The following is a 26,937-nucleotide window of genomic DNA, read 5'->3' as shown; positions in this document are numbered from 1 at the left end:
CACTATTTCTTCATTCGACACAAGATATACAAGAAATCAGAGCCAAATTCTCCCCCTATTCACCTATGTGTTTTATAGGATTTTTCCGATAATAACGACTCGGAAAACCATCAACATATATTGATTCAAGATAGAGCATTTTACGAGGTAACTGTGAAGGAGCGCCGCGACTCACCAAAAAAGAGGCTCGAGCACCCTCAACAATTCCCGACAAACTTTTAATACCGAGCAAGTCAGCCCCCGCAACTGTAGCGCAATGTATTATTTCAGGCAGGGTAAATCCTGCCTTTTTAAAAAGCTTCATCTCTTCCACCATCGACTCACCATGCAGTACCCCAAGACTTCCTGCATCGGTTCCTAAGGCAACATGAACTCCTAAGGAGCGGCCACGTCGCAACTGATTGAGTTGATGCTCAACCATTTTAGTAATAACCTCTTTATCTGCACTTCCTCTCGTAGCGCCAATATTTAGTCCATAGGCTTTCATTGTAAAAACAGTTGGCACCCAATACGTTCCCATCCGCGCCATGAGCTTGAGATTCTCCTCTCCCATGAAAAATCCGTGTTCTATGGAATGACAACCAGCAGCAACTCCCCGCCGTACAGGCTCTCTGCCATTTGCGTGAACCATAACCTTCTGATTTCTTTTCTCAGCCACTTCCACCAGTTCTCTTAGCTCATCTTCTGTGAATTGGGGAAGCGTCTCCTTACCAAAGGTTGTAAGACTGTTCAACCCGGAGTTTACTACCTTTACGAGGTCACCTTCCGGCTCATCTTCAAGGTACATTTCCGCAAGACTCTTACCCTCCGGAACAGGGCGACCTATCAGCCCACCATATCGGCCTTCTTTATGATACGCCCTTCCCGCAGCTTTAATTGTTACCTCCGGGTGATCCACCTCAGAGCCCTTACATTTAAGAGCGCATCCACCACGATCTCCACCATCACGAACTCCTAAGACTCCATGGGAAAGCAGGTCATGTAAATGTCTTGAGATTGCTGAAGACAACTCATTGCAGTCGGCAACTAACTGCCGGTCTCGTACTCCCATATCTGTTGTCCCGGACATAAATAGATGGAGATGACTATCAACCAGAGGTGGAAAAATGGTACAGTGTGACAGATCTGTCACCAGTGCGGGATCGATATCAACTAGATCAGAGCTGGCAAGAATTGCGCTAATATGTCCTGCCTCAATCTTTAGTACAACACCATCCTGTACCGGCCCACCCGTACCATCAATCAGCCAACCCGCCTGTATATACGATATGCTGTTCATTAATCACCAACCCCTCAGAGAGTAATTTTCTCGATTTTAGGCTTAATCATTTTCATCTTATGCCTCTAAGCCATCTACAACAACACTAATAATCGGCTAGCCCCGGTCAACTGACGTATTGTTTTTAGTGACAACCATTTTTAAATAGGGCACTAATGGTTAGTGTAGCGCTAGTGAAACCGTAACACGTTAACCCGTAAGAATTTCAGGTAAAATGCAACAATGACCCGATCATTCAAACCACCCGTAATCATCCGTAATGGACACGTACAAACAACCTTGACCAGTCTCAGGTTAGGCAAGTACCTTGCCGGGCGGAGGGCTGCCACTCTTAAAGAACAAGAAGAGGAATTCATCCTCGAGTGTGGTAATACAGCACGACCAGTGCGGCTTCTTGGATTTTTCAACCAAGGCAGCGACAAGCACAAAGGGCTTGTGACTCTTATACATGGTTGGGAGGGATCTTCAGATTCCAGTTATATACTCTCTGCTGCAAGCACACTACATAACGCGGGCTTTAGTGTTTTCCGACTCAACCTAAGGGACCATGGCAATAGCCATCACCTTAACCCTAAGCCTTTTAACTCAAGCAGGCTGGATGAAGTCCTGAATGGCATCCAACAGATAAACACCCTATTCCCCCACGAACGGTCACATCTTTGCGGCTTTTCTCTTGGCGGCAACTTTGCTCTCCGAGTTGGCCTTAAAGCTCCAGAACACGGTCTATCTCTCACAAAGATAATTGCAATAAGCCCGCTTATCAATCCCATGACAACCACGGAAAACATGGAGCAGAACCACAAAATATACCACTACTATTTCATCAGAAAGTGGAAGAAGTCATTACGAAAAAAGATGACTGTCTTTCCTGAAATGGATGACAAGACAGCCCTTGTACGTCTACGAACGTTACGACAGATGCATGATTATTTTGTTCCACGTCACACAAAAAGCAAAACAACTCCTGAATATTTTGCCACATACAAACTGCACGTAAATGATTTAAAGCAGCTCACAATACCCACCCATATCATCAATGCAGAAGACGATCCCATCACAAGGGCCTCGGAGCTAAGAGAAATTGCCCGCGCCAATATTCCCATGCTCAACATCCACTCTGTTCCCTACGGCGGTCATTGCGGTTTTATTCAGGACATGCACCTTACAAGCTGGGCGGATACACAACTTGTTTCACTGCTGAGTACATAAGTTTTTTATAAAAAGTAACAGGGGGGCGTTATAAAAATGTCCTATCACTCCAACTGTTGACCACCTGGAACTCCAGACTATTTTTTTAGATTTGGACGGGATCTTTTTTGACCAAAACCATATCAGTGATAATAATCGTATCTCCACAGTAGCAAACAAGCGGCTTAATCTAACCCCGATGAACGGGATAAGAGCCTTGTGAATTACTCGAAACAATGAATAGACCTCATTTCAGTTTCTCGGAGTCTACGCTACCTGTTTTTTATGACAGGGCTTCAGGAGTAAGGCACTAACAATACTCATCACATAATCTGAGGAAACCATGCAGGGACTTGAGCTTGCGGAAGAATTTTTTGAACAGTTTGGCAGACCACTTATAGAGAAGGACTTTTCAGAATACAGCAACCGCATTGCAGCAGGACTTGTGGGAGCGGGCTCCGAATGCCTGGGCTTTGATGATGCAATCTCCCGCGACCACGACTGGGGACCTGCTTTTTGTCTGTGGCTTACTGATGACGACTTCAAACTCTTCGGTGAAAAGCTGCACAAGGCATACACCCTTCTGCCCCAGGTCCACAACGGATTTGGACCTCGAACTGCAAGCCCCGGAGAAGAGTGGCGAGTGGGCGTGACGCCCATACGTACTTTTTACGCAAGAGTAACTGGTCTTGGAACACCACCAGCAAGTAATGATGAATGGCTGGCCGTTCCAGAGCACTGCTTTGCCTCAGCAGTTAATGGCAAGGTTTTCACAGACCCTCTGGGAGAGTTTAGCCGCTGGAGAGAGGCCATCGCCTCCTACTACCCCGAAGATGTGCGGCTTAAAAAAATTGCCTCACGCTGTATCACAATTGCCCAGAGTGGCCAGTATAACTTTGTGCGATCCAGCGAAAGGCAGGAACGTTTTGGGGCAGAATTTGCTCTGACTGAATTTTGCAATGACGTCCTTTCACTGACCTTTTTGCTTAACCGAACATTCACACCTTTTTATAAATGGCGGCACCGAGCGGTTGGCTTACTCCCAATCCTTGGAAAGGATATACAACAAAAGATCGACCTGTTACTACATTCTCAGGAGAGCAAATCACGAACACAGTATATCGAAGAGATTGTGGCTCTACTCATAGAGACTTTACACAGTCAAAACCTGACAACCAGCTCAAGTGACTTTCTCCTCGAGCATGCAGGAGAAATCCATAGTAAAATTGGTGATGAAAAACTTGGCGCCCGTCTTACGGTTGTTCAATAGATCTTTACTCCACAATTACCATACATAAAACCATATGAAACCAACCAATGAATTAATCGCTCAAATTGTAGAATCTGAACTAAAAATGTTCCTCGCGGTCCCTGGCGATGGTTCCGGAAACTGCCAGCAAAACCCGGACGCCTTCAAAGTCCACCGTAAAGCACAGTTCTGCCTATGGTCAGAGGAGACCCTTTCAAGTTATCTGAACGACCTCAAAACAGCAGAAACAAACAGCGATAACCTGATGACCAAGAAGTATGCAATCATCCAGGGACTTATCCCAAAAACCAATACATCCAAACATCTTGAAGATATCCTCAAGATACAGATGAAATGGCAGGAAGAGATGCTTAACAATCACCCTCAATTTAAGGGTAAAACTCGACCACTCACAGACGATGAGGCTGCCACACAGCTGGTGTCTTTCAAAAGCTATGCCGAAGGAGAACTGCAAACCTATTCAGAGAAGACCCTGGAACTCCTCCATGCGGACCTCAAGCAACTGGCAGATGATGGCATTAACGGATCCCTTAAAATCTATACCACACTCGTTACCATTGCCTCACAAGTAGACAACAAACAATAATCTTCACAGAACAGGGTTTTCCCATGCACGATGAAACTCAATTAAATGGTTCCACCTGGCGGCTGCGTGATAACAGTACAGCCACCACCGTCAACCCTCCTCTATACAAAGGCTCAACGGTAATTTTTGATTCTTACGCGGATATGGTGAAGATACATCGAGGGGAATATCAGGGAATAACCTACGGTACAGACCGGCTTCCCACCCAAAGACAATTTGAGGAGGCACTCCGCGAATTTGAAGGCGGTGCTCTCACCCGAATTTTTCCTTCGGGTATTGCAGCAATCCAGGCAACCCTCATGGCCTTTTGCAAGAGCGGCGATCACATCCTGGTCAGTGACAATGCCTATGGTCCAGGTCAGGATTTTTGTAAAATAATACTCAAGAAATTTGGTATAGAATATAGCCTCATTCCACCAAATGCAGGAGCAGATATTGAACAGTATATTCAGGACAACACAGTCCTAATGCTGCTCGAATCCCCCGGTTCCATCACTTTTGAACTACAGGACATACCAGCCATAACTGAGATAGCACGGCAGAAAAACATTGCAACGGTTCTGGATAACACCTGGGCAACGCCGTTATTCCTCAAGCCCCTTGAGCTTGGCGTAGATATCTCCCTTCACTCTGTAACCAAATATATTTCAGGTTACTCTGATGTCCTGGCGGGCGCGGTTACCGTGTGTGATACATATGCAGCCCTCTTTAACACCTTCTACAAGGTCATGGAGATATACACCCCCGCGGAAGATTGCTATCTCTCCCTGCGTGGTCTTCACTCCCTTGGACCTCGACTCCGCCAACATGAACAATCGGCTCTAACAATAGCCAAATGGCTGGAAACACAAAGCGTGGTTGACCACGTTATGCATCCGGCACTCGCCAGTCACCCCGAGCATCACATTTGGAAAAGAGATTTCAAAGGGTCATCTGGACTTTTCAGCTTTACGTTCAAAGGTGATTATAGTGAAGAACAGCTTGGTACTTTTATTGACTCCCTGAAACTGTTTCATCTAGGCTTTAGCTGGGGAGGATATAAAAGTCTCATTACAGCTGGCAAGATCACAAGGTCGACTCCATGTAGATACGATGGCAAACCCATTGTTCGCCTCAACATAGGTCTTGAGGATTGCAACGACCTGTTAACTGATCTGGAAACTGGACTTTCCAAATTACAACTATAAGATCGATTGTGAGATCCTTTGTATAGTCTTTTAAACCACAACTGAGAATACATTGAAGCCACTACCGCAACAGACTATCACACCGTTTCCGCCCTCTGATGAGCCTGAACTCTCCCCAGTCACCTCTCTTGCTCCACCGCCAGAGGTGACAGAGGGCGCCTGCTGAGGACCAAAGACAGATCCACGGTCTGGTGGATATGAGAAGTCTGGATACCGAATACTCGACTTTGTCGCTGATTTTATTGAAACTCCGGCAGGTCCTGTTCCAAGGGTTGCCACAACTCTTGATGTAAAAGATGTTCTTGGTACCGTGGGTGCCAGAACCGGGTTTTACCGGAACAATTACAAGGTAACTCCCGGTCTCTATTGCGTTGGAGCACCGGACAACAACTCGCCAGTATTGGTTACCGCTAATTACAAACTCAGCTTTGATGCTCTCAGAAAAGAACTCCCTGGTTTAAACTGCTGGATTTTAGTCGTCGATACCAGAGGCATCAACGTCTGGTGCGCCGGGGGTAAGGGTACATTTTCAGCAGAAGAGGTCGCTTTCCAGGTACAACAGGCACAACTCGAATCTATTGTCACACACAAAAAACTGATCCTCCCGCAACTCTCAGCAAACGGAGTGGCACTGCACAAGCTCAAAAAGCTCTGTGGTTTCAGAGGTGAATTTGGCCCCATAAGAGCCACAGACATCAAGAAATTTCTAGAATCTGGTAAAGCCACAGAAGAGATGCGAGCTGCCACCTTTACTATAGCTGAACGCGCAGTGCTTATTCCCCTTGAAATTTGTATCTTGTGGAAACAACTCTCATACATAACTCTTTTCTGCTTTATAATTTCCGGAATTTCGAGTGACTTCTATACCATTGACCAGGCATTAACACGAGGCACAGGATTAACCCTTGCAACGCTTGTTGCAATCCTTTCCGGAGCCGTTGCAGCTCCGCTTTTTCTACCCTGGATCCCCGCAAGACAGTTCTGGATAAAAGGCGTAATCACAGGTGGTATAGCAGGAGTTTTATTTACTGGCGCGCTCTTTACCACTCCATCGATGTTTGACAGCCTTGCAATTATTCTCTGGATACTAGGCTGCTCTTCCTACCTTGCTATGAATTTTACGGGGTCAACCGTATTCACCTCACTTTCAGGGGTTGAAAAAGAAATGCGCAGCGGACTTGTATTTCAAGTTGCAGCGACAGCCTTAGCCCTGATCATCTGGATCATCAGTCCATTTACCTAACAGGCAACTATCATGAAAAATTTACGCTATCTCGACAACACCGCGATTCTTCGCCTCGATGTTGATCAATGTATCGGTTGCGGCAACTGCGTTCAGGTGTGCCCGCATAGAGTGTTTACATTTGAGGAAGGAAAAGCCGTCATCAACGATCACAACGGCTGCATGGAATGTGGTGCATGTTCAACAAACTGCCCTGTGGGAGCTATCTTTGTAAACCCTGATGATGGTTGTGGTTGTGCTGCATACATAATAAATAGCTGGTACCAGAAATTCACAGGTAAAAAACCGTCCGGGGGTTGCTGCTAAATTGCACTTTTGTGTCATTTCGCTACATAATTGCAGACTAGAGACAAGGTCTTCACATTTTTGTGACACCTCTTCATCCCCCCTCGCCTATAAGTCCTCCAAATATCGCTCCATTTAAGTTGCCACATGTAATCACAACACACCAGAGCCCACGCAAGTGACAATGTAACCCACTGGCCCCGCGTCTTTCTCTTACCATCCCCTCCAAGGCAACACCCCACAGAAGTCCTAACACCTCTGATTATATGTGTGCCATGGCATACAGCTTGCTCATACAACTCCGTTCACACACTATGGCCCCCCGAAAAACGGAGGCCAGGACAAAGATGCGTACCATCGGAATGTGGTCACCAGATTCCCGGTACGGGTAGAAACGAAGGGCCTGAAAAGGCCTTAATTCAACGGAGGATGAAATGAAAAAACATGTATTAGCCACACTGCTGTCCTGCTCCACCCTTTTGGCGACCAGCGCGCTTGCAGCAGATACTGTTAAAATTGGTTTTAACATTCCAATGACTGGAGATATCCCTAAAGTTGGGGAATCATCAAAGCTTTCTGCGGAAATGCTTAAAGAAGATATTAATGGTGCAGGCGGCCTTGAAGTAGGTGGCAAAAAATATATGCTCGAATTTGTCTATGAAGACAACGAAGCTAAAGCTGAATCTGCCGTTACCACAGCACTCAAGCTCATCGAAAAAGATGAGGTCCTTGCCATGATCGGGCCAAACTCCAGTAAGCAGGCCGTGCCAGCAGGACAGGTAGCAGATGACAATGGAACCGTTATGGTCTCGCCATGGTCAACAAATCCCGACACCACCCTTGACCGTCCATGGGTCTTCCGCGCAGCCTTCCTCGATCCCTTTCAGGGCCCTGTAGCTGTAAACTTTGCTGTTAAGACCTTTGAAGCAAAAACTGCAGCTGTTCTCTATGACCTCTCAAACGATTACTCCAAAGGACTTGGAGAGATCTTCAGGGAAGAGTTCGAAAAGAAAATGGGCGCAGGTACCGTTGTCGCATTTGAAAGTCATGGAACAAAAGATCAGGATTTTTCTGCCCAGCTCACAAAAATCATCAGAGCGGAACCGGATTTCATCTTCCTGCCAGACAATTACAACCAGGTTGCACTCATCGTGAAGCAGGCTCGTCAGCTTGACTACCAAGGTCAGTTTATGGGTTCAGATGCCTGGGGCTCTTCTGAGCTGATGACCCTTTGCGGTGATGATTGTAAGGGCCTCTATTTCTCTACCCACTATGCGGCAGCTGGTGCCACCGGATCAACCAAGGAGTTCATTGACCGGTATACCGAGAAATATGGTGAAACCCCGGATGACGTCGCGGCTCTCACCTGGGATGCAACACGTATCGTTTTAGAAGCTATCCAGAACACCGGCGGTCTAAAAGGAAAACTCAGGAAAGATCGTAAGGCTGTACGGGAAGCAATGTCTGAAATCCCTTCATTTGCAGGTATCACGGGATCCATGAAGTTTGACGAACAGGGTGACCCGGTTAAATGTGCTGTTGTTGTTAAAATCAGCGATGAAGGCACCTTCGAATTCACTGAATCGGTATGTCCTGAATAAAGGCATTACCAAGATCTTACCCCAATACTCCGGGCACTTATCTGGGGTATTGGGCCATACAATACAGCTGATCAGCTGGTCCGGTTAATGTAAACCGACTACCGAGCCAGCACCGGACTCTACTCTCACCAGGTAAAACGACTGACCAGAGGCGTTTCATGTTAGAAATTATCATTCAAAATATTATAAATGCTCTGCAATGGGGAAGTTTTTATGCGCTCATTGCCCTCGGTTACACCATGGTGTACGGAGTGCTTACCCTTATAAACTTTGCCCATGGCGATGTTTTTATGGTTGGGGCATACCTCTCCTTTTTCACCGCAACCATTCTACTCTCCTTTTTTGGTTTACCGGGCTGGGTAGTCCTTGCTCTTACCATTCCAATCACCATGATGCTCACGTCCCTTGTGGGGCTATCCCTTGAGCGTATTGCCTACCGGCCTCTCAGGAGAAAAGGTGCCCACAGGCTCTATGTTGTGATTACTGCCCTTATGTGTGGCCTTATTTTAGAACATGCAAATCTTGCAATTCTAGGGGCGAGCAGAAAAGCATTTCCCGAACTTATTACAACACACGTGTACAATATTGGCGGAGTGACATTTACCAACCTTAAAGTAGCCGTCATTGTTACCGCTTTTCTCTCCTTTTTCATCCTTCAGTGGATCGTGACGAGGACCAAGGTGGGCATGGCCATGCGGGCCATCTCCTATGACAAATTTGCCGTTCCCCTTATGGGGATCCCAATTGACGGCATCATTGTGATCACCTTTGCCCTGGGTTCCGCTTTTGCAGGTCTTGCAGGCTTGCTCTTTGCCATGAGTTACCCGATTCTTGAACCATATATGGGAGCGCTCATCGGCTGGAAGGCCTTTATCGCTGCCGTCGTTGGGGGAATTGGAGATATACGGGGAGCCTTTCTCGGCGGCTTTCTCTTAGGGGCTGTAGAAATTCTTGTGGTGGCCGTGTTTCCTTCCACCTATAGGGATCTCATTGCATTTACCGTTCTTCTGGTCATCCTTTCCATCAAACCCACAGGTCTGTTTGGAATTGCCAAGACCACTAAGATCTAAGGGAGAACAGACGCAATGAAATCACTACTTAGACGTTACTCTGTTCAGCTCTTTTTGATCGCTCTTGGCGGCCTCATCACCTACCTCGCCTACGATGAAGCCATTGGGCTCTACACCCTGTCTGTGCTGATGTTTATGGGTGTTAATATAATCCTTTCCACCAGCCTCAATCTTGTGAATGGCAACATGGGAGAGTTCTCCTGTGGTCATGCAGGATTCATGTGTGTAGGAGCATATGTTTCCTCAATACTTGGAGTATTACTTTTTTCAAAAGACAAGGTCTTCGGCGCACCTCTTTTAAACCCGGATCTTGCTCTATATTTCTTCCCTCTCATCATTATCGCAGGGGGAGTTGCAGCTGCGATTGCAGGTCTTCTCGTCGCCCTGCCATCTTATAAAACCCGGGGGGATTATCTGGCTATTATTACCATTGCAGCAAACTATATTATTATTTCACTCATAGAAAACCTGGGTGTCATTGGTGGCTCCCGTGGCTTTATGGGGATGAAGAAGGTTGTCAATGCCATGAACGATACCGTCGATCTTCCCTGGATGGTTATTTGGGTTTTTATCTTTACCGTCGGAACTGTCTGGGCACTCAGACGTTATAACTCATCTACCTTTGGCAAAGGTGTTTCTGCAATCTGCCAGGATGAAGTTGCTGCTGAAATCATGAGTGTTAACACCAACAAGGTAAAGACCATAACTTTTATGCTCTCATCGGGGCTTGCAGGTGTTGCAGGCGGACTCTTTGCCTACATCATCGGCTACGTTAACCCCGGAAGTTTTAATATTCTCAAGTCAACCGAGGTTCTCGTCATGGTCTATCTCGGCGGTATGGCATCACTTTCCGGAGCTGTACTCTCTGCCATTCTTTTTACTATTCTTCTGGAATTACTCCGCCCCTTGCAAATCATTAAATGGATTGTCATTCCACTACTGCTGATCATTTTGATGCAGTTCCGGCCTGAGGGAATAATGGGTAACCGTGAACTTTCTGATATATTCCCAAAACTCAGGCGTTTTTATAGGTTTAAGTAATTATGCAAAAAGATAACTCTACAACAGCCCCAATACTTGAGATTCGAAATCTTACCCAGAGGTTTGGTGGCCTCACAGCCATTTCAGATTTCAACGTCTCCCTTGGCAATAATCAAATGGCAGGACTCATTGGCCCAAACGGTGCTGGTAAGACCACTATTTTTAACCTTGTGAGTGGTTTTTATCAGCCGACAGAAGGGGAGATCTTTATCAACGGCCATCCTACAGCAGGCCTTAAACCCCATAAAGTTACAGCGCTGGGTGTTGCCCGTACCTTTCAAAACATCAGGCTGTGGAACCAGATGACTGTGCTCGACAATATTAAGGTGGCCCAGCATGGCAGCCTTGGATATGGATTTTTCCATGCCCTGATGCGTACCAAAACCTATCTGGAAAACGAGGACCGCATTGACCGTGACGCCCGGGAACTGCTTGAAGTGTTTGAGCTTGACAAATTTGTCGATGAGGTGCCAACCAACCTTCCCTACGGTCTCCAGAGAAAACTCGAAATTGTTCGCGCCCTTTCTGAAAAACCCAGCCTGCTTCTCTTAGATGAACCTGCAGCGGGGCTTAACACGGTGGATATGCTTGAACTGATTCGGCTGATCCGCTGGATCTATGACAGCTTTGATGTCACCATCTGGATCATTGAGCATCATATGGATGTGATGATGGAGCTATGTGATGAACTCAAGGTTATTGATTTTGGGCAAACCATCGCAGAGGGACCAGCAGCGGACGTCCAAAAAAATCCAGCAGTAATTACAGCCTACTTGGGGGATGAAAACATATAATGTTGCTTTCAGTTGAAAATCTCATAGTTAAATACGGTAATATTCAGGCCCTCCATGGCATCAGTTTTCATGTTGAGGAAGGTGAAATTGTCACACTCATCGGCGCAAACGGGGCCGGGAAAACAACAAGCCTCTACTCGGTTACCAGACTTCCTCCTCCTGAAGCCCCAAAGGTTATTTCCGGTGATATAAAAATTAATGGAAAGTCGATCCTGGACACCCCTGCGTCAAGTCTTGTGTCTGATCTGAAATGTGCCCTTGTCCCGGAAGGAAGGCATATTTTTGGAAACCTTACTGTTATGGAAAACCTGGTACTAGCCACTTATTCAAGGGATAAGAACATTGATTTCGTCCCCGAATTTGAGCGAATTTTCACCCTTTTCCCACGCCTTAAAGAAAGACAATCCCAGCGGAGTGAATCTCTATCCGGAGGAGAGCAACAGATGCTTGCCGTGGGCAGGGCTCTGATGACCGGCTGCACCTTCCTCCTTTTAGACGAACCCTCAATGGGCCTTGCACCTGTTCTCAAATACGAAATGTTCAGAACCTTAAAGAGATTAAATGAAGAAGGTTTAACCATTCTGCTTATCGAACAGAATGCAAACCTTGCCTTGCAACTTGCTCACCGGGGCTACGTCCTTGATACAGGAAAGATTGTTGCTGAAGGAAGCTCTGAAGAGCTTTTAGGAAATCCCGATGTAAAAAAAGCCTACCTTGGTGGGTAGTCAAACAAGTCGATCTTGTTACCACCTCTTACAGTAGCAAGATCGACTATATCTCTTTTGAAAACCTCCTCTCTACCCTCACCTATTACACCAGAAATAAATATATTGATGGTGCTATCCTTCAATTATCATCGCAATTCCCAATCTACTTTTGTACATTCAGACGAGCCTTTTACAAAAATAGGATTTTCGTCCAAGATCAAGGCCTGTGAAAAATTTTACCACAGGCATATAGTCAATATTCCGAGGATAACATTTTGAACAAAACGAAGATATTGGGGGCAAAGACACTTTTGCAAGTGGCTCAGAGAAAAGTTACTTTTATAACACGATTACCACAACAATAACCACGGGACACAACGCTATGGCAACAGATACGCAGCAGACAGTAATCGGTTTTATCGGCATTGGAGTAATGGGAAAAAGCATGGTCTCCCATTTGATGGAAGCAGGCTATAAGGCCCATATTTACACAAGAACCAAAGCAACAGCAGAGCCACTTCTTGAAAAAGGTGCCATCTGGGAAGAGACTCCCGGCAAGATAGCCGCAGCAGCAGATATCACTATCACTATCGTTGGCTACCCCCACGACGTCGAAGAAGTATACTTAAGTGAAAATGGAATTCTTGCCAACTGCAGCCCTGGTAACATCGTCATCGACATGACCACCTCAAGCCCACAACTTGCAGCCCAGGTCTATGAACAAGCACAGAAAAGAGGTGTTTCATCTCTTGATGCGCCGGTTTCCGGCGGCGACATTGGCGCTAAAAACGGAACATTATCCATAATGGTAGGTGGTGATAAAGAGACCTTTGACGCTGTTATGCCACTATTTTCTCTTATGGGACAAAACATTGTGTATCAAGGGCCTGCAGGAAGTGGACAACATTGCAAAATGGCTAACCAGATCGCCATTGCCTCCACCATGATGGGAGTGTGTGAGTCCATCCGCTATGCTGAGAAGGCGGGGCTTGATCCTGCCACAGTACTTCAATCCATTGAGTCGGGAGCTGCTGGTAGCTGGTCACTTTCAAACCTTGCTCCGAGAATGATTAACGATGACTTTGATCCCGGTTTCTATGTAAAACATTTCATCAAAGACATGACCATTGCGCTTGACTCGAGTAAAGAGATCGGCCTTTCTACTAAAGGGTTGGCCCTTGCAAAATCTCTCTACGACCAGGTAGCTGAAGCCGGCGGGGAAAACCTGGGAACCCAGGCACTCTATAAAAACTACAAATAACCCCTCTTACATATCAGGAGATAGGTATTGTACCCTTCTCCTGATTGACCTTCCTCCCCCCACTTTTATGACAAATTGTTTTTAAAACAATATGGATCAAGATCGCTAAAGATATCCAGACCAAAACCGTTACTGACGGCGGGACAACCGCCACAAGCTGGGCGTATCTCACACTCTGAACAGGCAGAACTTCCCATTCTATATTTTTCTGAAAGAGAAGACTGGTAAATATCATCCAGGCACTCTTCATATATATTTCCTAAAAGAGAGGGTAGTTTTCGACACGCATGAACCTCCCCATCGGGAAGAAGAGATACAAAATTAAACGCTGCCCCACAACCAACCCCGGCACAACCTCCCTGTACAGGCATCCCCTCATTAAAGAGCTGTAAATTACACAAATTATCTTTTAAGTGCAGAACGTTATTATCCTTTGCTGCATCACTATACGCTGCAAGAAAATCCCGGTATTGATCGGGTGCCACTGAAGCCAGTGCTGCCCCCTCACCCACCATTGCAAGACGATTGTAGGTAAAAAGATCAGTTTTATTCTTCAATATGTCCGCTAGCGGCAGCACCTGTTCTATATTAGCTTTCGTGAGTGTCAACATAACCATACTAAAGACATCCAGCTCTTTTAGTAACTCTAGAAAGCCCAGCACTTTTGCATAGTGACCTGCCCCGCGCATATAATCATTATGTTCCTGCAGTCCCTCCAAACTGACCTGATAAAATTCGGGCTTTTGTATCGCCACCATCTCCTCGATATAGGATCTCTCCATGGGGTTACCAAGTACACCGGTGAGAAAGCCACGTTCAACCGCCTCTTTGTAAAGGACCAGAAAATGAGGATAGAGTAGAGGATTCCCCCCTGTAAAGGTTACTTGACCGTAAACATTATGGTTGGTGCAAAAATTATATAGATCGTCAAGAACATGCAGTCCCTGCTCCACTGACATGGTAACGCGATCGCTTCGATCATAACAGTGCCTGCAATGAAGATCACAGGCTTGAGTAACATGCCACTGCAGTGTGAATGAAGGACTGGAGCAGAGTTCTTTTGTAGCAATATCTCTCTCGCAAAAATCTTGTGCTCGAACTATTTTTGATGGGGGGCAAAGTATCAGACCTTTTTCGGAGGCAGCGTAAAGAATATTATCTATTAAGCCAAGACTGACCTGCGCCTCTTGAGCTGCTGCCTTACTATCAATATTTTCTGAAACAATTTTTAGTGCCAATAGTTCATAATTACTCGCACTACGTACCTGCACCCCAGAGTTATCCTTACCCGGTACGACGATCACAAAATCCTTACCCGGAACAATTTTCTCAGAAAGTCCACTGATATGACCCACCAAGCCGAGCCAGGAAACCTCAAGTAAATCAAGCCCCGGATGCACCATTCTTTCACTAATATTTTGCGGCAGGCGAGCTTCACCCTGGCAAGCGACGTTTACAGCAAGCTCTATGCTTGCGAGATCGTGCAGATACGGGTGATCAAGCCACAACTGAGGATTTCTCTTTAGATATGTGGGAAGTTGTTCTGGATCGACACAGGGTAACCCTTTAGGAAGTAAAGGAAAACTCAAGGGATATATGGTTTGCAACTCGTTTGTCAAAATATGCCTGGGGACAAGGTTTCGTCATGAAGAACACAACAGTACCGGAACCCCCATTAAAGAGTTCCGGCCTGTAACCGTTATAGCGTGCAAACTGCACGCTCAAATCAACCGCCTCAGCCGCTCTTAGCCGCCTTTTTCTTTGGCAACACTTCTTCGGCCTTGCTCTTTGTTTCCTCTACGGTCTTCTTTGCGTCTTCTACTGCCTCACCTGCTTTTTCTGCTTGCTCCTGACCTGCGCTCACGGCGTCGGATTTTTTCGCTCCTCAGCCACTGGCCCCGGCAGATTTGTTCGTGTCAGCGCTACCTGCGCTGGGTTTTGCGCCTCAGCCACTTCCCGCGGCATGTCCTGGCAATGTCACTCCGCCCGCACTGATCAAACCAGCAACCCCCAAGCTAGCCAGTATTTTTTTTACTTCTTTTTTCATAATGCCTCCCTTTGTGGATGTTTATGAAAAGTCGATAGGCAAACCCTATCAGTACAGCTCCACCTATAGATAAATTTGCCCTATCCAAAAGAAGATGTCAACTATTCCACAAAAATTTCTGCAGTTCACTCACAAAATCAGGGACTAAATCAAGAGGGGCTATAAACCCCAATCCTGCCTTTACATTGTCTCAGTAGAGGATTACTATCCCCACATCTATATATCAACACAACCACGTCATTCTCACTCCACCCGATATAACCATGAGCTCCAAACTAGATATCTATGAGTACCGCGATTACCTGAAACAACGATACGAAGAAATTCTATATCGGGTGCCCATAGACACTGGTGGAAAATGTCCGCACAGACAGGCTGACGGGTCCGGGGGCTGCACCTTTTGCCCCGAAGATGGGGTCCGTGCAGTGCAACTTGGCAGAAGTGATGATATTCAAGAACAGCTATATAAGGGTGTTCGATTTGCCAGGCGGAGATATAAGGGCTCTGCTTTCATGGCCTACCTGCAGACCTACACCAGCACCTTTGCCTCACTTACCACTATTCAAGAGCAGGTTGAGCTCATCCTTGAAACCGAGGGAGTACGAGCCATCGCTTTTGGCACCCGACCTGACTGTTTACGACCAGATGTTCTTGACTACTTTCAAACACTCAACAAAAAGGTCGATGTCTGGGTGGAACTTGGTGTCCAGACCTGTCACGACCATAGCCTGGAAAGGGTCAATCGTGGACATAACTGGCAAAGCAGTCATGATGCCATAATAGAGCTTCATAAAATTGGTCTTTCTGTTGCAGTTCATCTCATTCTTGGTCTGCCCGGTGAAACAGCAAGGGACATGAAAGAGACCATACAAACAGTCTGCAAACTTCCCATTGATGCCATCAAGCTGCATAATCTCCATATTATAAAAAATACCGAACTTGCACGACAATACGCAAAGGAGCCGTTCCCACTCTATCTGGAACATGAGTATAGTGATCTTCTCATAGAGATCCTTCCCCATATCCCAGCGCACATCCCCCTTATTCGTCTTACGACTGACACAGTGGCTGACATGCTCCTCGCTCCCCATTGGACCATGTCAAAGGGCCAGTTTCGAAAGCATCTCGCCAAACAGATGAGGGCCAGGGGAATAACCCAGGGCAGTGCCCTTCGGGATGCTTCAAGCCCAGTGCGAGCCGCGCATTTAAATGAAACTTCCGAGATGACCGTTACAACTGACGATGGTTCAGTCACCTTTTATAACAACACAATCAAAGAGCACTATCACACCCTTGCCGGTGCTCGCTCGGAAGCAGAAAAAAAATATTTGCGTCCAGGTAATCTGTGGCAACGACTGCAACAGGGACCTGTCCATTTACTCGATATCTGCTTTGGTCTGGGATACAACAGTCTACTTTCATGTGATGAGGCCATGAAACTTGGCAAAGAGCTCCATATCACAGCTCTGGAGATGGATAGCACGGTGGTAGCCAAGGCTGCCTTAGAACTGCGGGAAGAAAACGAATATTTCGACTGGAATAATTGCCTGGAAACTCTTGTTACAATAGGATACTGGCAGGAAAACGGCTGTTCCATTCAACTTAACTGGGGTGACGCCAGACACACGGTGCAACAACTTGATGCGCAATTTGATCTGATCTGGCTGGATGCCTTTTCAACCCAGAGAAACAGTGAACTGTGGACAGTTGATTTTTTCAAGAAACTCAAACCACTTCTCAGAGATGATGGAGCGTTGCTTACATACTGTGCCGCTATTCCGGTACGCTCAGGATTTACAGAGGCGGGCTTTTACATTGGAGAAACAGACCCATTTGGTAGAGAGCGTGGAGGAACCATTGCCCTGCAAGATGGGTCCCTTGTATCACGAGCTATCCCTGACAGAGATCTTTTTCTGATGACAACAAGTCGCGGCGTACCATATAGAGATCCCAGCGGAACCAGAACAAACAAAGAGATTCTTCGAGCACGAGAGTATGAAATAACGGCGCACAAGAGTAATACTTAACGCCGACTTGTCCGGTCTCTACTCGTCTCATCAAAAGAAAAACTCACGGTTCCATCAGGAATATCAACATTTCGTCTGAAGGTTCTAGCTGATCCTCTTCCTGCAAGTGAGCGATACCCGGAGCTGTAAACCAGTGATTTGCCGATGACCAATCCTTCAGCATCCAGGAAGAATATTCGAACATCCAGGGAATCAACACTCCGGGGAAACCCTACACTCCCGGAGATAGTCAGTGTATCTCCTACTCGCTTATACTCATAATTCACCGTTAATGGACCATTTTTATAGGTTTCAGCGGCGGTTGTCTTCCCTGCAAGGGTAACTCTTTTGTCTTGGCCGACACGTTGATTCTTCATGGCACAACCCGACATCAAGAGCAACAAGACAACAATGCCTACAGTCAACAGACAATTACGACCAGCCCCTAGTACCTGAATCATCGAGATAACCTCTCTATTGTAATTTTGCATACACCCTCTACAATGTAGGTAATGCATGAACACTCTGGAAATACTTCAAACAGGCACTCACCATGGCTACATTCTTTAAAAATATACTTTTTCTGCTGCTGATTCTTTTACTTTGTGGTTTCTTCTGGCAAAAATACGATTGGACATCCATTAACAGCCAGATAGATAAGCTATATCCATCCATTGACTCAATTACAACCGATTCCCTCTACAATCAGTTGAAAATCGAACAAGAGATTTCCATAATCGACGTTCGGCCGAAAGAAGAGTATAGGATAAGTCATCTTCCAGGAGCCATCAACATAACCGATATAAAAAACATCAACGTACCAAGAGACAGCACAATCGTTGTCTATTGCTCTGTTGGACTTCGCTCTGCAGGTTTTGCCAAAGATCTGCAAAAGGAAGGTTACACCGCTGTATTAAACCTGCGCGGTTCAATCTTTGAGTGGGCAAATAAAGGTTACCCTCTCAAACGTGGGGAACAGGATGTGACAGTCGTCCACCCATACAACAAAAAATGGGGCCGCCTCCTTGATGAATCCCTCCACGCATACGAGGTTGATTAGTGCCTTACTCCTGAACTTCTGTTTAAAAAACAAGAAACTCAGGAACAATATTTAAAATCGTGAAGTTGATTGTTGCCACCAAGGCACTTATCCCGTTCATCGGGGTTAGTGCCTTACTCCTAAAATCCAATCACACAAAGTAAGAAACCCAGGAATTGATGTTGAAATCGTACGTTTAGTCTTACCGCCAGATAGTGAACGTAGTGAGACCTTCGAGGCACTTATCCCGATTCATTTCGACTTGTTGTACTCCATATCCTTCCCCCTTACCTGACTGCATCCTGAAACAAACCAAGATGATTCCATTATCACACAGACAGACTGAGGCCATGCAGGTTTTTCTTCAGACCCAAGTCACTAATATATCGTTATTACAATTATTAAACAAAGGATACATTTTACTTTAGGGTTTGTTCTTTGATAGTATATGTACTGGGTTGACCAGGCGATGACTACTTTCACACTATCAAGGTTATAGAATGACACAAAATAAAAGCATTCCTCTCACTCACGCGGAAAGACGGATATATCTCACCCAACAGCTGCACCCCACCTCTTCCATGTGGAACGTTCCTATATCTCTTCGAATCACACTGGTTGATATCAAGAGATTACAAAAAGCACTACAGCTGGTAATTGAACAAACGGTTGGACTGCATGTTGTCTTCTCCGAAGAAAATGGTGAAGTGTTCAAACGCATTGACGAAAACCTTCAGCCTGAAATTGAAATACTTGATTTCTCGCGGGACGGTGAACAGGGATATCTCACCTGGGCACAGAAACAAGCAGAAACTTCAGTCCCAATGCTCGATACCCTCCCATACCGAATAGGGATAGCCGATGTTGGTGACCAAACAGCCTATGTGTTTAGTGTGTATCATCATATTCTGGCTGACGGCACCTCCAGTGATATGATTTTCCGCCGAATTGTTGAAGCATACGGAGCGCTTGAAAATGGTGAAACCATCGAGTTCCCAGAAGCCCCCCCCCTTCAGACAGCCTATGATTCCGAACAAAAATATTTCTCATCACCCCAGTATAAAGAAGACAAGAGCTACTGGGAGAATGTATTCAAAACGTTACCCGACCCGCTCGATCTCTCAGGTAAGCCCGTTCCCGAGTCAATAGCCACAACCAGCCACAACCACCGTTTCAGTATCAAAAACGCAAAAACTATTCTTCAGTTTTGCACGGATAAGAAGGTGTCCGTTTTTCGCGTTGTCCTCGCCGGAATGTACCTCGTCCTGGCCCGAACCCTGCAACGTGAAGATATTGTGATAGGTACGGGCACCGCTAATCGCTCCCCTAGAAAATTGTATAAATCTGTGGGTATGTTCGTAAGCACCGCCCCCATGCGGCTCCAGGTAGACCCGGAGGCCACCTTTAACGAATTAGTGAACAATGCCAGCCAGTGCGTGCGTGACACCTTGACTCATCAGCGGTATCCATACGATAAACTGATGAGTGATCTTCGCCAACAGTTTGGCGAAGCGCCCGATCTCGTCTCCATGACACTCGTCGAAATGGTTCGTTCGCCCTATAACGATAACACCGAAGCCGCCGTCCACCATCTTAGTGAATCTCTGATTTCCCTTGCAGGATACCTGACCTATCCACACCGATCCCAGGTAAACGATACCACCATTGATCTCCTTGTCGTTTATAACACGGAAATGTACGAAAAGTGGCGAATTGAGGAGCTCGTCGAGCACCTCGAACAGGCAATAATGGAGGGGATAGCCTCTCCTGAGGCCAAGGTCAGTGAAATCGATTTCTTATCCATAGCCGAACGTCAGAAACTAATCCAAGATTTTAACGAAACCGATGCAAACTGGGAGGTGGAGACCACCCTGCACCAGTCTATAGCTGATGTAACACGCCGATTCCCAGGCCACATTGCAGTTGTCCACCGAGGAGAAAAACTCTCCTACGCAGAACTTGATAAACGCTCCAACAGTATGGCGCGAACACTTATGAATCACGGATCGGGACCGGGTAAGGTGGTTGGCCTGTTGGCAGACAGGTCCATCGACATCATAGTCGCCCAACTCGCCATCCTTAAGAGCGGTAGCGCCTTCATGCCTATCGATGCCGAATATCCGGACTCCCGTATCCAATTTATGCTCGGCGACATCGCCGCCCCGCTCATTCTCACCCAATCACGCTTTATTGCGGAGAAGGATTTTGGTAATGCCCTTGTGGTTAACCTCGATGATCCCGCCATCTATGATTCTGATGACTCTCCGATTGAAAACCGTAATGTTCCAAGCGACTTGTGTGTCGCTATCTACACCTCCGGCTCCACCGGTAATCCCAAGGGTGTATTGCAAGAACACCGGGCCATCTGTAACACTATTAACGCAAGTATTAGAGATCATGGAATAACCCCGGATGATAAGATTTCCAAGCACGCAAGCTTTTCCTTTGACGCCAGCCTGCTCGAAGTTTTCATCGCCCTCATGAGCGGTGCAGAGCTGCACATCATCCCGGAAGAAATCCGCCTTTCTCTCAGTCACCTCAATGATTACTACGAGCAACATGGTATGAGCTGGTCGTTTTTAACCACCCAACTCGGCGAACAGTTCATGGATTTCATGGATAACAAATCCCTGCACACCCTCGTTATCGGGGGAGAGAAGATGCGTATCTTCACCCGAAGAAACTACCGGCTCCTCAATGCGTACGGTCCCACCGAATGCGCTATCTATGCAACCCAGCACACGGTCACAGGACTTACGGACAACATTCCCATCGGCAGGCCTCTTCCCAATTTCCGTATGTACATTGTAGACAAGCACGGTCACCCCCAGCCTCCGGGCTATGGCGGGGAGCTTTGTATCGGGGGGCCTGGCGTGGCGCGGGGATACCATAATCTTGAGGAGAAAACTGCGGAGTGCTTCGTGGCCGATCCTTTTACCCCCGGCGAGACCATGTACAGAACCGGCGACCTTGCCTGCTGGACACCCGAGGGCAACATCCTTCATTTGGGTCGCATGGACAGACAGGTGAAGCTGCGTGGCTTTCGTATTGAACTTGGAGAAATTGAGAACGCGATACTCTCAATTCAAGGCGTCACAGAGGCCGCTGTGAGCGATTTCAAAGACAAGGCCGGCCACGTCTACTTATGCGGCTACATCTGCGGCGATATCGAACCGGAAGCTGTAACAGCTGGACTCGACGGCAAGGTGCCACCGTTTATGATTCCAGCACACATGATCCATCTCGATGCCATGCCCATCAATCCCAGCGGCAAGATCGATCGGAAGAAGTTGCCTGAACCCAAGGCGACTTTGGAAAAAACAGAGGAATACGTCGCTCCTGACACAAGTATCGAACAGGATTTGTGCGATGCCTGGGCCAGGGTTCTTGGCCAGGACAAGATCAGTGTAGAGGCAAACTTTTTCACCAGTGGTGGTGATTCTCTCCAGGCGGTGGCGCTGCAAGTCACTGTGGAAAAAAAGCTGGATTACAAGATTGAGCTTGCCACTATTTTCGAATGCCCAACGCCACGGCTGATGGCTGCCCGATTTAAAAGCGGTAAGATCTCTGGAGAAACAATTCTCCCCGCTGAACCGGCAGAAGCTTATCCAGCAACAGTATCCCAGCAACAGTTGTATCTTCTCAGTCGAATGAAGGGCATCGGCACAGCATACAATATACCGCTATGCATCGCCTTTAATGGACCACTTGATCACAAGCGTCTCTCCAGCGCCTTGCTGACACTCCTTGATCGAAACGAAGCGCTACGTACATCTTTTGCCATTAAGGACGGCAGATGTATGCAGTATATCAACGAAAGCTCCCATCTTAAACTCGATTTTAGTCAGACGGACAGTGACGATCCGGCCGAGTTTGCAGCAGGCTTTTCAAGGCCCTTTGACCTCGAGAGAGCACCCCTGATGCATGCCAAACTGGTGGCCCATACGGATGGTCGCCACTGGCTGCTCCTTGACTTCCATCACATTGTCTTTGACGGCGTGTCCACCGGTATATACCTGCGGGAGTTATTCGCCCTCTATAGTGGAGAAACCCTCGAACCGCTACCCATCCAGCAAAAAGACGTGGCGACATGGGAAGCAGACCGGGTTGAAGAGATCACTGCGCGGCACCAGCCCTTCTGGCACCAGCTATTTGAGGCCCCACCGGAATCAGAACTGCCAACAGATTTCATCCGGCCAGGACATCAGGATTTTGCAGGCGCTCACTACCGCCACCAGCTTGGCACCGAGACCACAGTTGCACTACGACAGCTTGCAAGAGCCCATGGAACCACCCTGCACCAGATTTTCATGGCGGCCATCGGCATCCTGGCCGGACGCTGGTCGGACAGTGAAGATATTTGTATCGGTACCAGCATGAGCGGACGCGACCGTGCAGGTACCGCCGGAATCATAGGTATGTTTGTGCGCACCCTGCCAACGCGTATCCGCCCCGAAGGTACTAAAAGTTTTGCCAGCTTGCTTGAAGAAACGAGGAAGCAGCTACTGGCAATCCACGAACATGGGGAGTATCCAATATCGAGCCTATACGAACATCTCGGTGCCAATCGTGGGCCGGGGCGACATCCTCTCTTTGACATCAACTTCGTCATGCGCAACATTGGCGCAAGCAACCGTTTTGACCTGGGCGACCTCAACGCTGAAATCGGCACCCTGGGTTCAGGCACCGCCAAATTCGACATCTCCATTGCCGTGGAAGAAGACGACAATGGTCTCGTCCTCGAGCTTGACTACCGCACCTCTCTCTATCGGCGCGAGACCATTGCCCGCCTGACCGGTCATCTCTGTTCCATCCTTGCAACCGTTGCAGGCGACCCAGATGTTGCCATTGATGCCATCAAGGTGCTTGGCACTGAAGAACGTATAGCCCTGCTCCAACAGTTTAATCCGAGCCCGACTCCTCCACCGCAGTGGCCAACGGTGTGTCAGGCCATTGACGCACATGCAAAAGAACGACCGAACCATATCGCGGTAACCGCTGAGAACGGCAGTCTGACCTACGCTGAACTGGTGAGACTTGCAAACCGCACCGCCCGTGCTATCTCTCAGGCCGGAGCCACAAAAGATAGCATTGTCGCCGTAGTGGCAGATCGATCCACATGGCCTGTGGTGGGCATGCTGGCCGCCTTAAAAGCAGGTGCTGCCTACGTAGGACTAGACACCCATTATCCAGCTGACAGGGTGGCATTTATCCTTGGAGACACGGGTGCGCCCTGTGTTGTCGGAACCAAAGCACAACTGGATGGTATCGATTTTGATTGTACTGGTATCACCATCAACGGAGATCTGCCTTTAGATGACAGTGACCCGGGTCTTGCCATAGGTGGCGACTCCCTCGCCTACTGTATTTTCACTTCAGGTTCAACTGGCAAGCCTAAGGGTGTTCTCATCGAACACCACTCCATGGTTAACTTCATTGACTGGTACGCCAGCCATCACAGGATGACACCTGAATCGGGTTGTGCTGCCTTCGCCGCCTTTAGCTTCGACGTCTCCGTAGCCCAGGTTTTTGCACCGCTAACCTCAGGATCGACCCTCTACGTCATCGCAGAAGACATGCGTCTCTCTCCAAAGGATCTTGATGCATATTTTGTGGAAAACTGTATCACCAACGCCCATTTTCCGACCCAGTTTGCCGAGCAGTTCATGCAGATGTGTGACATGTCCTCTCTTAAATATCTCGTTGTTGGTGGCGACCGCCTCAAGTCATATCGTCTAGGGGATTTTCGCCTCACCAACGAATACGGGCCCAGTGAAACCACCATGGCCTGTCTCAGCTACGATGTGCAAGACCTCATGCCCAAACCCCCGGTGGGTTTTCCCGTTGCAAATACGAATATTTACATCCTAGACTCCAGGGGGCGGCTCTGCCCCATCGGTGTTCCCGGCGAAATCTGCGTATCCGGCACCCAGGTGGGTCGCGGTTACCTCAATCGCCAGGAGCTGACAGATAAACACTTTGTGGAAGATCCCTTCCGACCAGGCGAGCGTATGTTCCGTACGGGGGACAAGGGAAAGTGGCTCGATGACGGCACAGTCGACTTCATCGGACGCATGGACTTCCAGGTAAAAATCCGTGGCTACCGGGTTGAACCGGGCGAGATTGAATCTCGGATCAAGGAGATGGACGACGTACTCGACTGTGTCATCATCCCCTTGGAAGAGCCCAGCGGCAACAAGGTACTGGCAGCATATTGTACGGCCACTACCGAACTTAAAATGGACACAATTAAGACGTCCCTCAAAAAGAGCCTACCGGACTACATGGTTCCCGCCCACTTCGTCCAGCTCGACAAGATGCCACTTAATCCAAATGGCAAGACCGATCGCGGAAAACTGCCGCGTCCTGAGATCACAACATCCTCAGCTGGTCCCCTGGAACCTCGAACCCCAAAGGAAGCCCGTATAGTGCAGGCATGGGAAAACGTTCTCGGTCACAGAGGATTTGGTCTGTTCGACTCCTTCTACGATATCGGCGGTGACTCCCTGAGTGCCATCTCTCTGCTTGCCGATCTGAGCGAGACCTTCGACATTTCAGCCTCTGACCTCTTTGCCCACACCACCATTGCGGACCAGGCAAGCCATTTCCAGGAAGCGGAGATAGGCCGTTCTGCCCGCCTCCTCCGCCTCAAAGAGTTGGCAACACCCCCCGGTGAAGATGATGCCTTTGCCGCGCAACTGGAAGGTTACGACAGGGCCTGTGCCATGGATATCGCCCTTGATACCGATACCACCCAAAAGATTAACCACGTGCTGCTCACAGGCGGTACCGGAACCCTCGGCATCTATCTTGTCCGAGAACTACTGAAAAACACCGAAGCCAAGTTAACCGCCATTGTCCGCGCCAAGGATAATGAGGCTGCCTACATGCGACTCGCAGACCACTACCTTGATCGTTTCGGGACTGATCTTGGCCTCGACGGTGCTGGCCGTATCGAAGTTTTGACAGGCGATCTCTCGGTTCCGGGTTTTGCCATGGATAAAGCGGTCTATGACAAACTTGAAGCTGAAGTTGACACCATCCTGCACTCAGCAGCGCTCACCAGCCATTATGGTGACTGGGACACATTTGTAAACGCCAACATCACCAGTGTGGAAAATTTGGCGGACTTCGCCAGAAAGGGCATGCCCAAAACCATGCATCACATCTCCACCACCTCCATTGGGGCAGGCCTGATTGAAGGTCGAACCCGAGCCCTGTTCACTGAATTTGATGTGGATATGGGGCAACAGTCGGGCAATAACTACATACGCTCTAAATTGCAGGCAGAAGTTATTTTGGAAAAACTGCGCAGCGAAGGCTTTCCGGTTAACGTCTACCGCGCGGGCAACATCGCCTGTGACTCAGAAACCGGTATCTTCCAGCGCAACGTGGAAGATAATGCCTTCTACCAGCAGATCCGCGCCTACGTTAATCTTGGCGCTGCTCCGGATTTTATGGATGTACGCAATCTCTCCTATGTGGACCAGTCGGCACAGGCTATCATCACCCTGATGAGCCGTCCCGGACTTTTGGGTCAGACCTTCCACATTCATAACCCTCAATTGCTATCTCTTTCGGAGGCACTTTCAGATCCGCTTGTTGGCCTGCGTGTGGAACGTATGGATTTTAATGATTTCATTGAGTTTTTTGCAGGTCATGCAGGCTGTCCAGGATTTGACGAGTATATTGAACGCATCTTGCTCCACCTTGGCTGGCAGGACTGGTTGTCTGCGCCCTCCCAAACCGGCACCATCACCCGGGTGGAGAGATCAGCTGAACTGCTTGCCAGATGTGGTTTTACCTGGAAGAAACCCCAGCCGGAAGATCTGCGTCTCTTTGTAAACCACGCCCTGCAGGATCGTACCGAAAAGCTGAGCAGTATCCCCGGTTTTGCAAGCCTGAGCGACAAGGCACTTCTCGACATAGCATCCCGCATACGACCAGAATATTTCGCTGAAGGCACCTTGCTCCAACAGGAAAAAAATCCCGTGGATGGCATACGTGTTGTCTTGGAGGGAATGGTCGAAACCTATCGACACAATATCAACGGCTGGGTAGGGACCGTCCGTGTGGGTGGGCCTGGTTCCTGTATGGGTGAGGAAGCAGTCCTTCAAGATGGGAATGCCATCAATTCGGTTGAATCTTTGGACGACAGTTACGCATACCAGTTGACCCTGGAAGACGTACGATCGCTGACCATGCGTCACCCACAGCTGGGCCTGGCTCTGCTTCAACTGGCAAACATGAAAACGGACCAGGCGGAACGTCTCTTTGTTGCTGTTTAGTACTTTAGAAATTCATGTTGGTTTTTTTTACATGAATTTGGTGAA

Annotated in this window: 19 protein-coding genes and 1 pseudogene; 16 read left to right on the top strand and 4 right to left on the bottom strand. The window is 47.8% G+C overall.

Annotated features, from left to right (window positions below):
• Positions 1 to 55: 55 nt before the first annotated feature.
• Positions 56 to 1,279: an amidohydrolase family protein gene (locus ACX6CI_RS23195; RefSeq protein ID WP_458776027.1), complete on the bottom strand. Its 1,224-nt coding sequence runs from the start codon at positions 1,277 to 1,279 to the stop codon at positions 56 to 58.
• A gap of 222 nt (positions 1,280 to 1,501) precedes the next feature.
• Between ACX6CI_RS23195 and ACX6CI_RS23190 the strand changes: the two genes are divergently transcribed.
• From ACX6CI_RS23190 to ACX6CI_RS23135, 12 genes are all read left to right on the top strand, one after another.
• The gene (locus ACX6CI_RS23190) at positions 1,502 to 2,488 is read left to right on the top strand and encodes a YheT family hydrolase (RefSeq protein WP_458776026.1); all 987 of its coding nucleotides are present in this window, start codon (positions 1,502 to 1,504) and stop codon (positions 2,486 to 2,488) included.
• 322 nt (positions 2,489 to 2,810) lie between these two features.
• On the top strand, positions 2,811 to 3,737 hold the full coding sequence (locus ACX6CI_RS23185; RefSeq protein ID WP_458776025.1) for a DUF4037 domain-containing protein: 927 nt from the start codon (positions 2,811 to 2,813) through the stop codon (positions 3,735 to 3,737).
• Positions 3,738 to 3,771: 34 nt separating this feature from the next.
• Positions 3,772 to 4,323 (top strand): DUF4125 family protein, encoded by a 552-nt coding sequence (locus ACX6CI_RS23180; RefSeq protein WP_458776024.1) that lies wholly within the window; start codon positions 3,772 to 3,774, stop codon positions 4,321 to 4,323.
• A 23-nt stretch (positions 4,324 to 4,346) separates the two neighbouring features.
• Positions 4,347 to 5,510 carry a cystathionine beta-lyase gene (gene metC, locus ACX6CI_RS23175; RefSeq protein ID WP_458776023.1) on the top strand — a complete coding sequence of 388 codons (1,164 nt, stop codon included), beginning with the start codon at positions 4,347 to 4,349 and terminating at the stop codon, positions 5,508 to 5,510.
• Between the two features lie 52 nt (positions 5,511 to 5,562).
• On the top strand, positions 5,563 to 6,753 hold the full coding sequence (gene hgcA / locus ACX6CI_RS23170) for a mercury methylation corrinoid protein HgcA (RefSeq protein WP_458776022.1): 1,191 nt from the start codon (positions 5,563 to 5,565) through the stop codon (positions 6,751 to 6,753).
• Between the two features lie 12 nt (positions 6,754 to 6,765).
• Positions 6,766 to 7,059: a mercury methylation ferredoxin HgcB gene (gene hgcB / locus ACX6CI_RS23165; RefSeq protein ID WP_458776021.1), complete on the top strand. Its 294-nt coding sequence runs from the start codon at positions 6,766 to 6,768 to the stop codon at positions 7,057 to 7,059.
• A 413-nt stretch (positions 7,060 to 7,472) separates the two neighbouring features.
• Positions 7,473 to 8,639 (top strand): ABC transporter substrate-binding protein, encoded by a 1,167-nt coding sequence (locus ACX6CI_RS23160; protein ID WP_458776020.1) that lies wholly within the window; start codon positions 7,473 to 7,475, stop codon positions 8,637 to 8,639.
• A gap of 158 nt (positions 8,640 to 8,797) precedes the next feature.
• The gene (locus ACX6CI_RS23155; RefSeq protein ID WP_458776019.1) at positions 8,798 to 9,709 is read left to right on the top strand and encodes a branched-chain amino acid ABC transporter permease; all 912 of its coding nucleotides are present in this window, start codon (positions 8,798 to 8,800) and stop codon (positions 9,707 to 9,709) included.
• Positions 9,710 to 9,724: 15 nt separating this feature from the next.
• Positions 9,725 to 10,750, top strand: a complete 1,026-nt coding sequence (locus ACX6CI_RS23150) for a branched-chain amino acid ABC transporter permease (protein ID WP_458776018.1) — start codon at positions 9,725 to 9,727, stop codon at positions 10,748 to 10,750.
• Between the two features lie 2 nt (positions 10,751 to 10,752).
• Complete coding sequence (locus ACX6CI_RS23145) at positions 10,753 to 11,544, top strand: ABC transporter ATP-binding protein (RefSeq protein ID WP_458776017.1); 792 nt, start codon at positions 10,753 to 10,755, stop codon at positions 11,542 to 11,544.
• On the top strand, positions 11,544 to 12,269 hold the full coding sequence (locus ACX6CI_RS23140; protein WP_458776016.1) for an ABC transporter ATP-binding protein: 726 nt from the start codon (positions 11,544 to 11,546) through the stop codon (positions 12,267 to 12,269). The genes ACX6CI_RS23145 and ACX6CI_RS23140 overlap by 1 nt, the downstream gene beginning before the upstream one ends.
• 364 nt (positions 12,270 to 12,633) lie before the next feature.
• On the top strand, positions 12,634 to 13,512 hold the full coding sequence (locus tag ACX6CI_RS23135) for an NAD(P)-dependent oxidoreductase (RefSeq protein WP_458776015.1): 879 nt from the start codon (positions 12,634 to 12,636) through the stop codon (positions 13,510 to 13,512).
• 65 nt (positions 13,513 to 13,577) lie between these two features.
• Here ACX6CI_RS23135 and sbtM read toward each other — a convergent pair whose 3' ends face one another.
• On the bottom strand, positions 13,578 to 15,101 hold the full coding sequence (sbtM, locus tag ACX6CI_RS23130) for a thio(seleno)oxazole modification radical SAM maturase SbtM (protein ID WP_458776014.1): 1,524 nt from the start codon (positions 15,099 to 15,101) through the stop codon (positions 13,578 to 13,580).
• 146 nt (positions 15,102 to 15,247) lie between these two features.
• Positions 15,248 to 15,562 carry an SbtA family thio(seleno)oxazole RiPP natural product precursor gene (gene sbtA, locus ACX6CI_RS23125; RefSeq protein ID WP_458778509.1) on the bottom strand — a complete coding sequence of 105 codons (315 nt, stop codon included), beginning with the start codon at positions 15,560 to 15,562 and terminating at the stop codon, positions 15,248 to 15,250.
• Between the two features lie 260 nt (positions 15,563 to 15,822).
• Between sbtA and ACX6CI_RS23120 the strand changes: the two genes are divergently transcribed.
• A complete protein-coding gene (locus ACX6CI_RS23120) occupies positions 15,823 to 17,586 on the top strand; it encodes a TIGR01212 family radical SAM protein (RefSeq protein WP_458776013.1) in 1,764 nt (587 codons plus the stop codon).
• Here the strand turns inward: ACX6CI_RS23120 and ACX6CI_RS23115 are convergent.
• On the bottom strand, positions 17,583 to 18,056 hold the full coding sequence (locus ACX6CI_RS23115; protein ID WP_458776012.1) for a hypothetical protein: 474 nt from the start codon (positions 18,054 to 18,056) through the stop codon (positions 17,583 to 17,585). The genes ACX6CI_RS23120 and ACX6CI_RS23115 overlap by 4 nt on opposite strands.
• 62 nt (positions 18,057 to 18,118) lie before the next feature.
• Here ACX6CI_RS23115 and ACX6CI_RS23110 point away from each other — a divergent pair, with 62 nt between their 5' ends.
• The 3 genes and pseudogenes from ACX6CI_RS23110 to ACX6CI_RS23100 all read left to right on the top strand — a co-directional run bounded on the left by ACX6CI_RS23110 (position 18,119) and on the right by ACX6CI_RS23100 (position 26,892).
• Positions 18,119 to 18,625, top strand: a complete 507-nt coding sequence (locus tag ACX6CI_RS23110) for a rhodanese-like domain-containing protein (RefSeq protein ID WP_458776011.1) — start codon at positions 18,119 to 18,121, stop codon at positions 18,623 to 18,625.
• Between the two features lie 479 nt (positions 18,626 to 19,104).
• Positions 19,105 to 21,867 (top strand): annotated as a pseudogene (locus tag ACX6CI_RS23105) (non-ribosomal peptide synthetase); the annotation flags it as partial.
• A gap of 99 nt (positions 21,868 to 21,966) precedes the next feature.
• Entirely contained in the window at positions 21,967 to 26,892 is a 4,926-nt protein-coding gene (locus ACX6CI_RS23100; RefSeq protein ID WP_458778508.1) for an amino acid adenylation domain-containing protein, read from the top strand.
• The last annotated feature ends 45 nt before the right edge of the window (positions 26,893 to 26,937 follow it).

It is taken from the genome of Desulforhopalus glucosivorans (assembly GCF_054397165.1).
The sequence above is the reverse complement of the archived record's forward strand: the minus strand, read 5'-3'. Positions and strand labels throughout refer to the sequence as shown.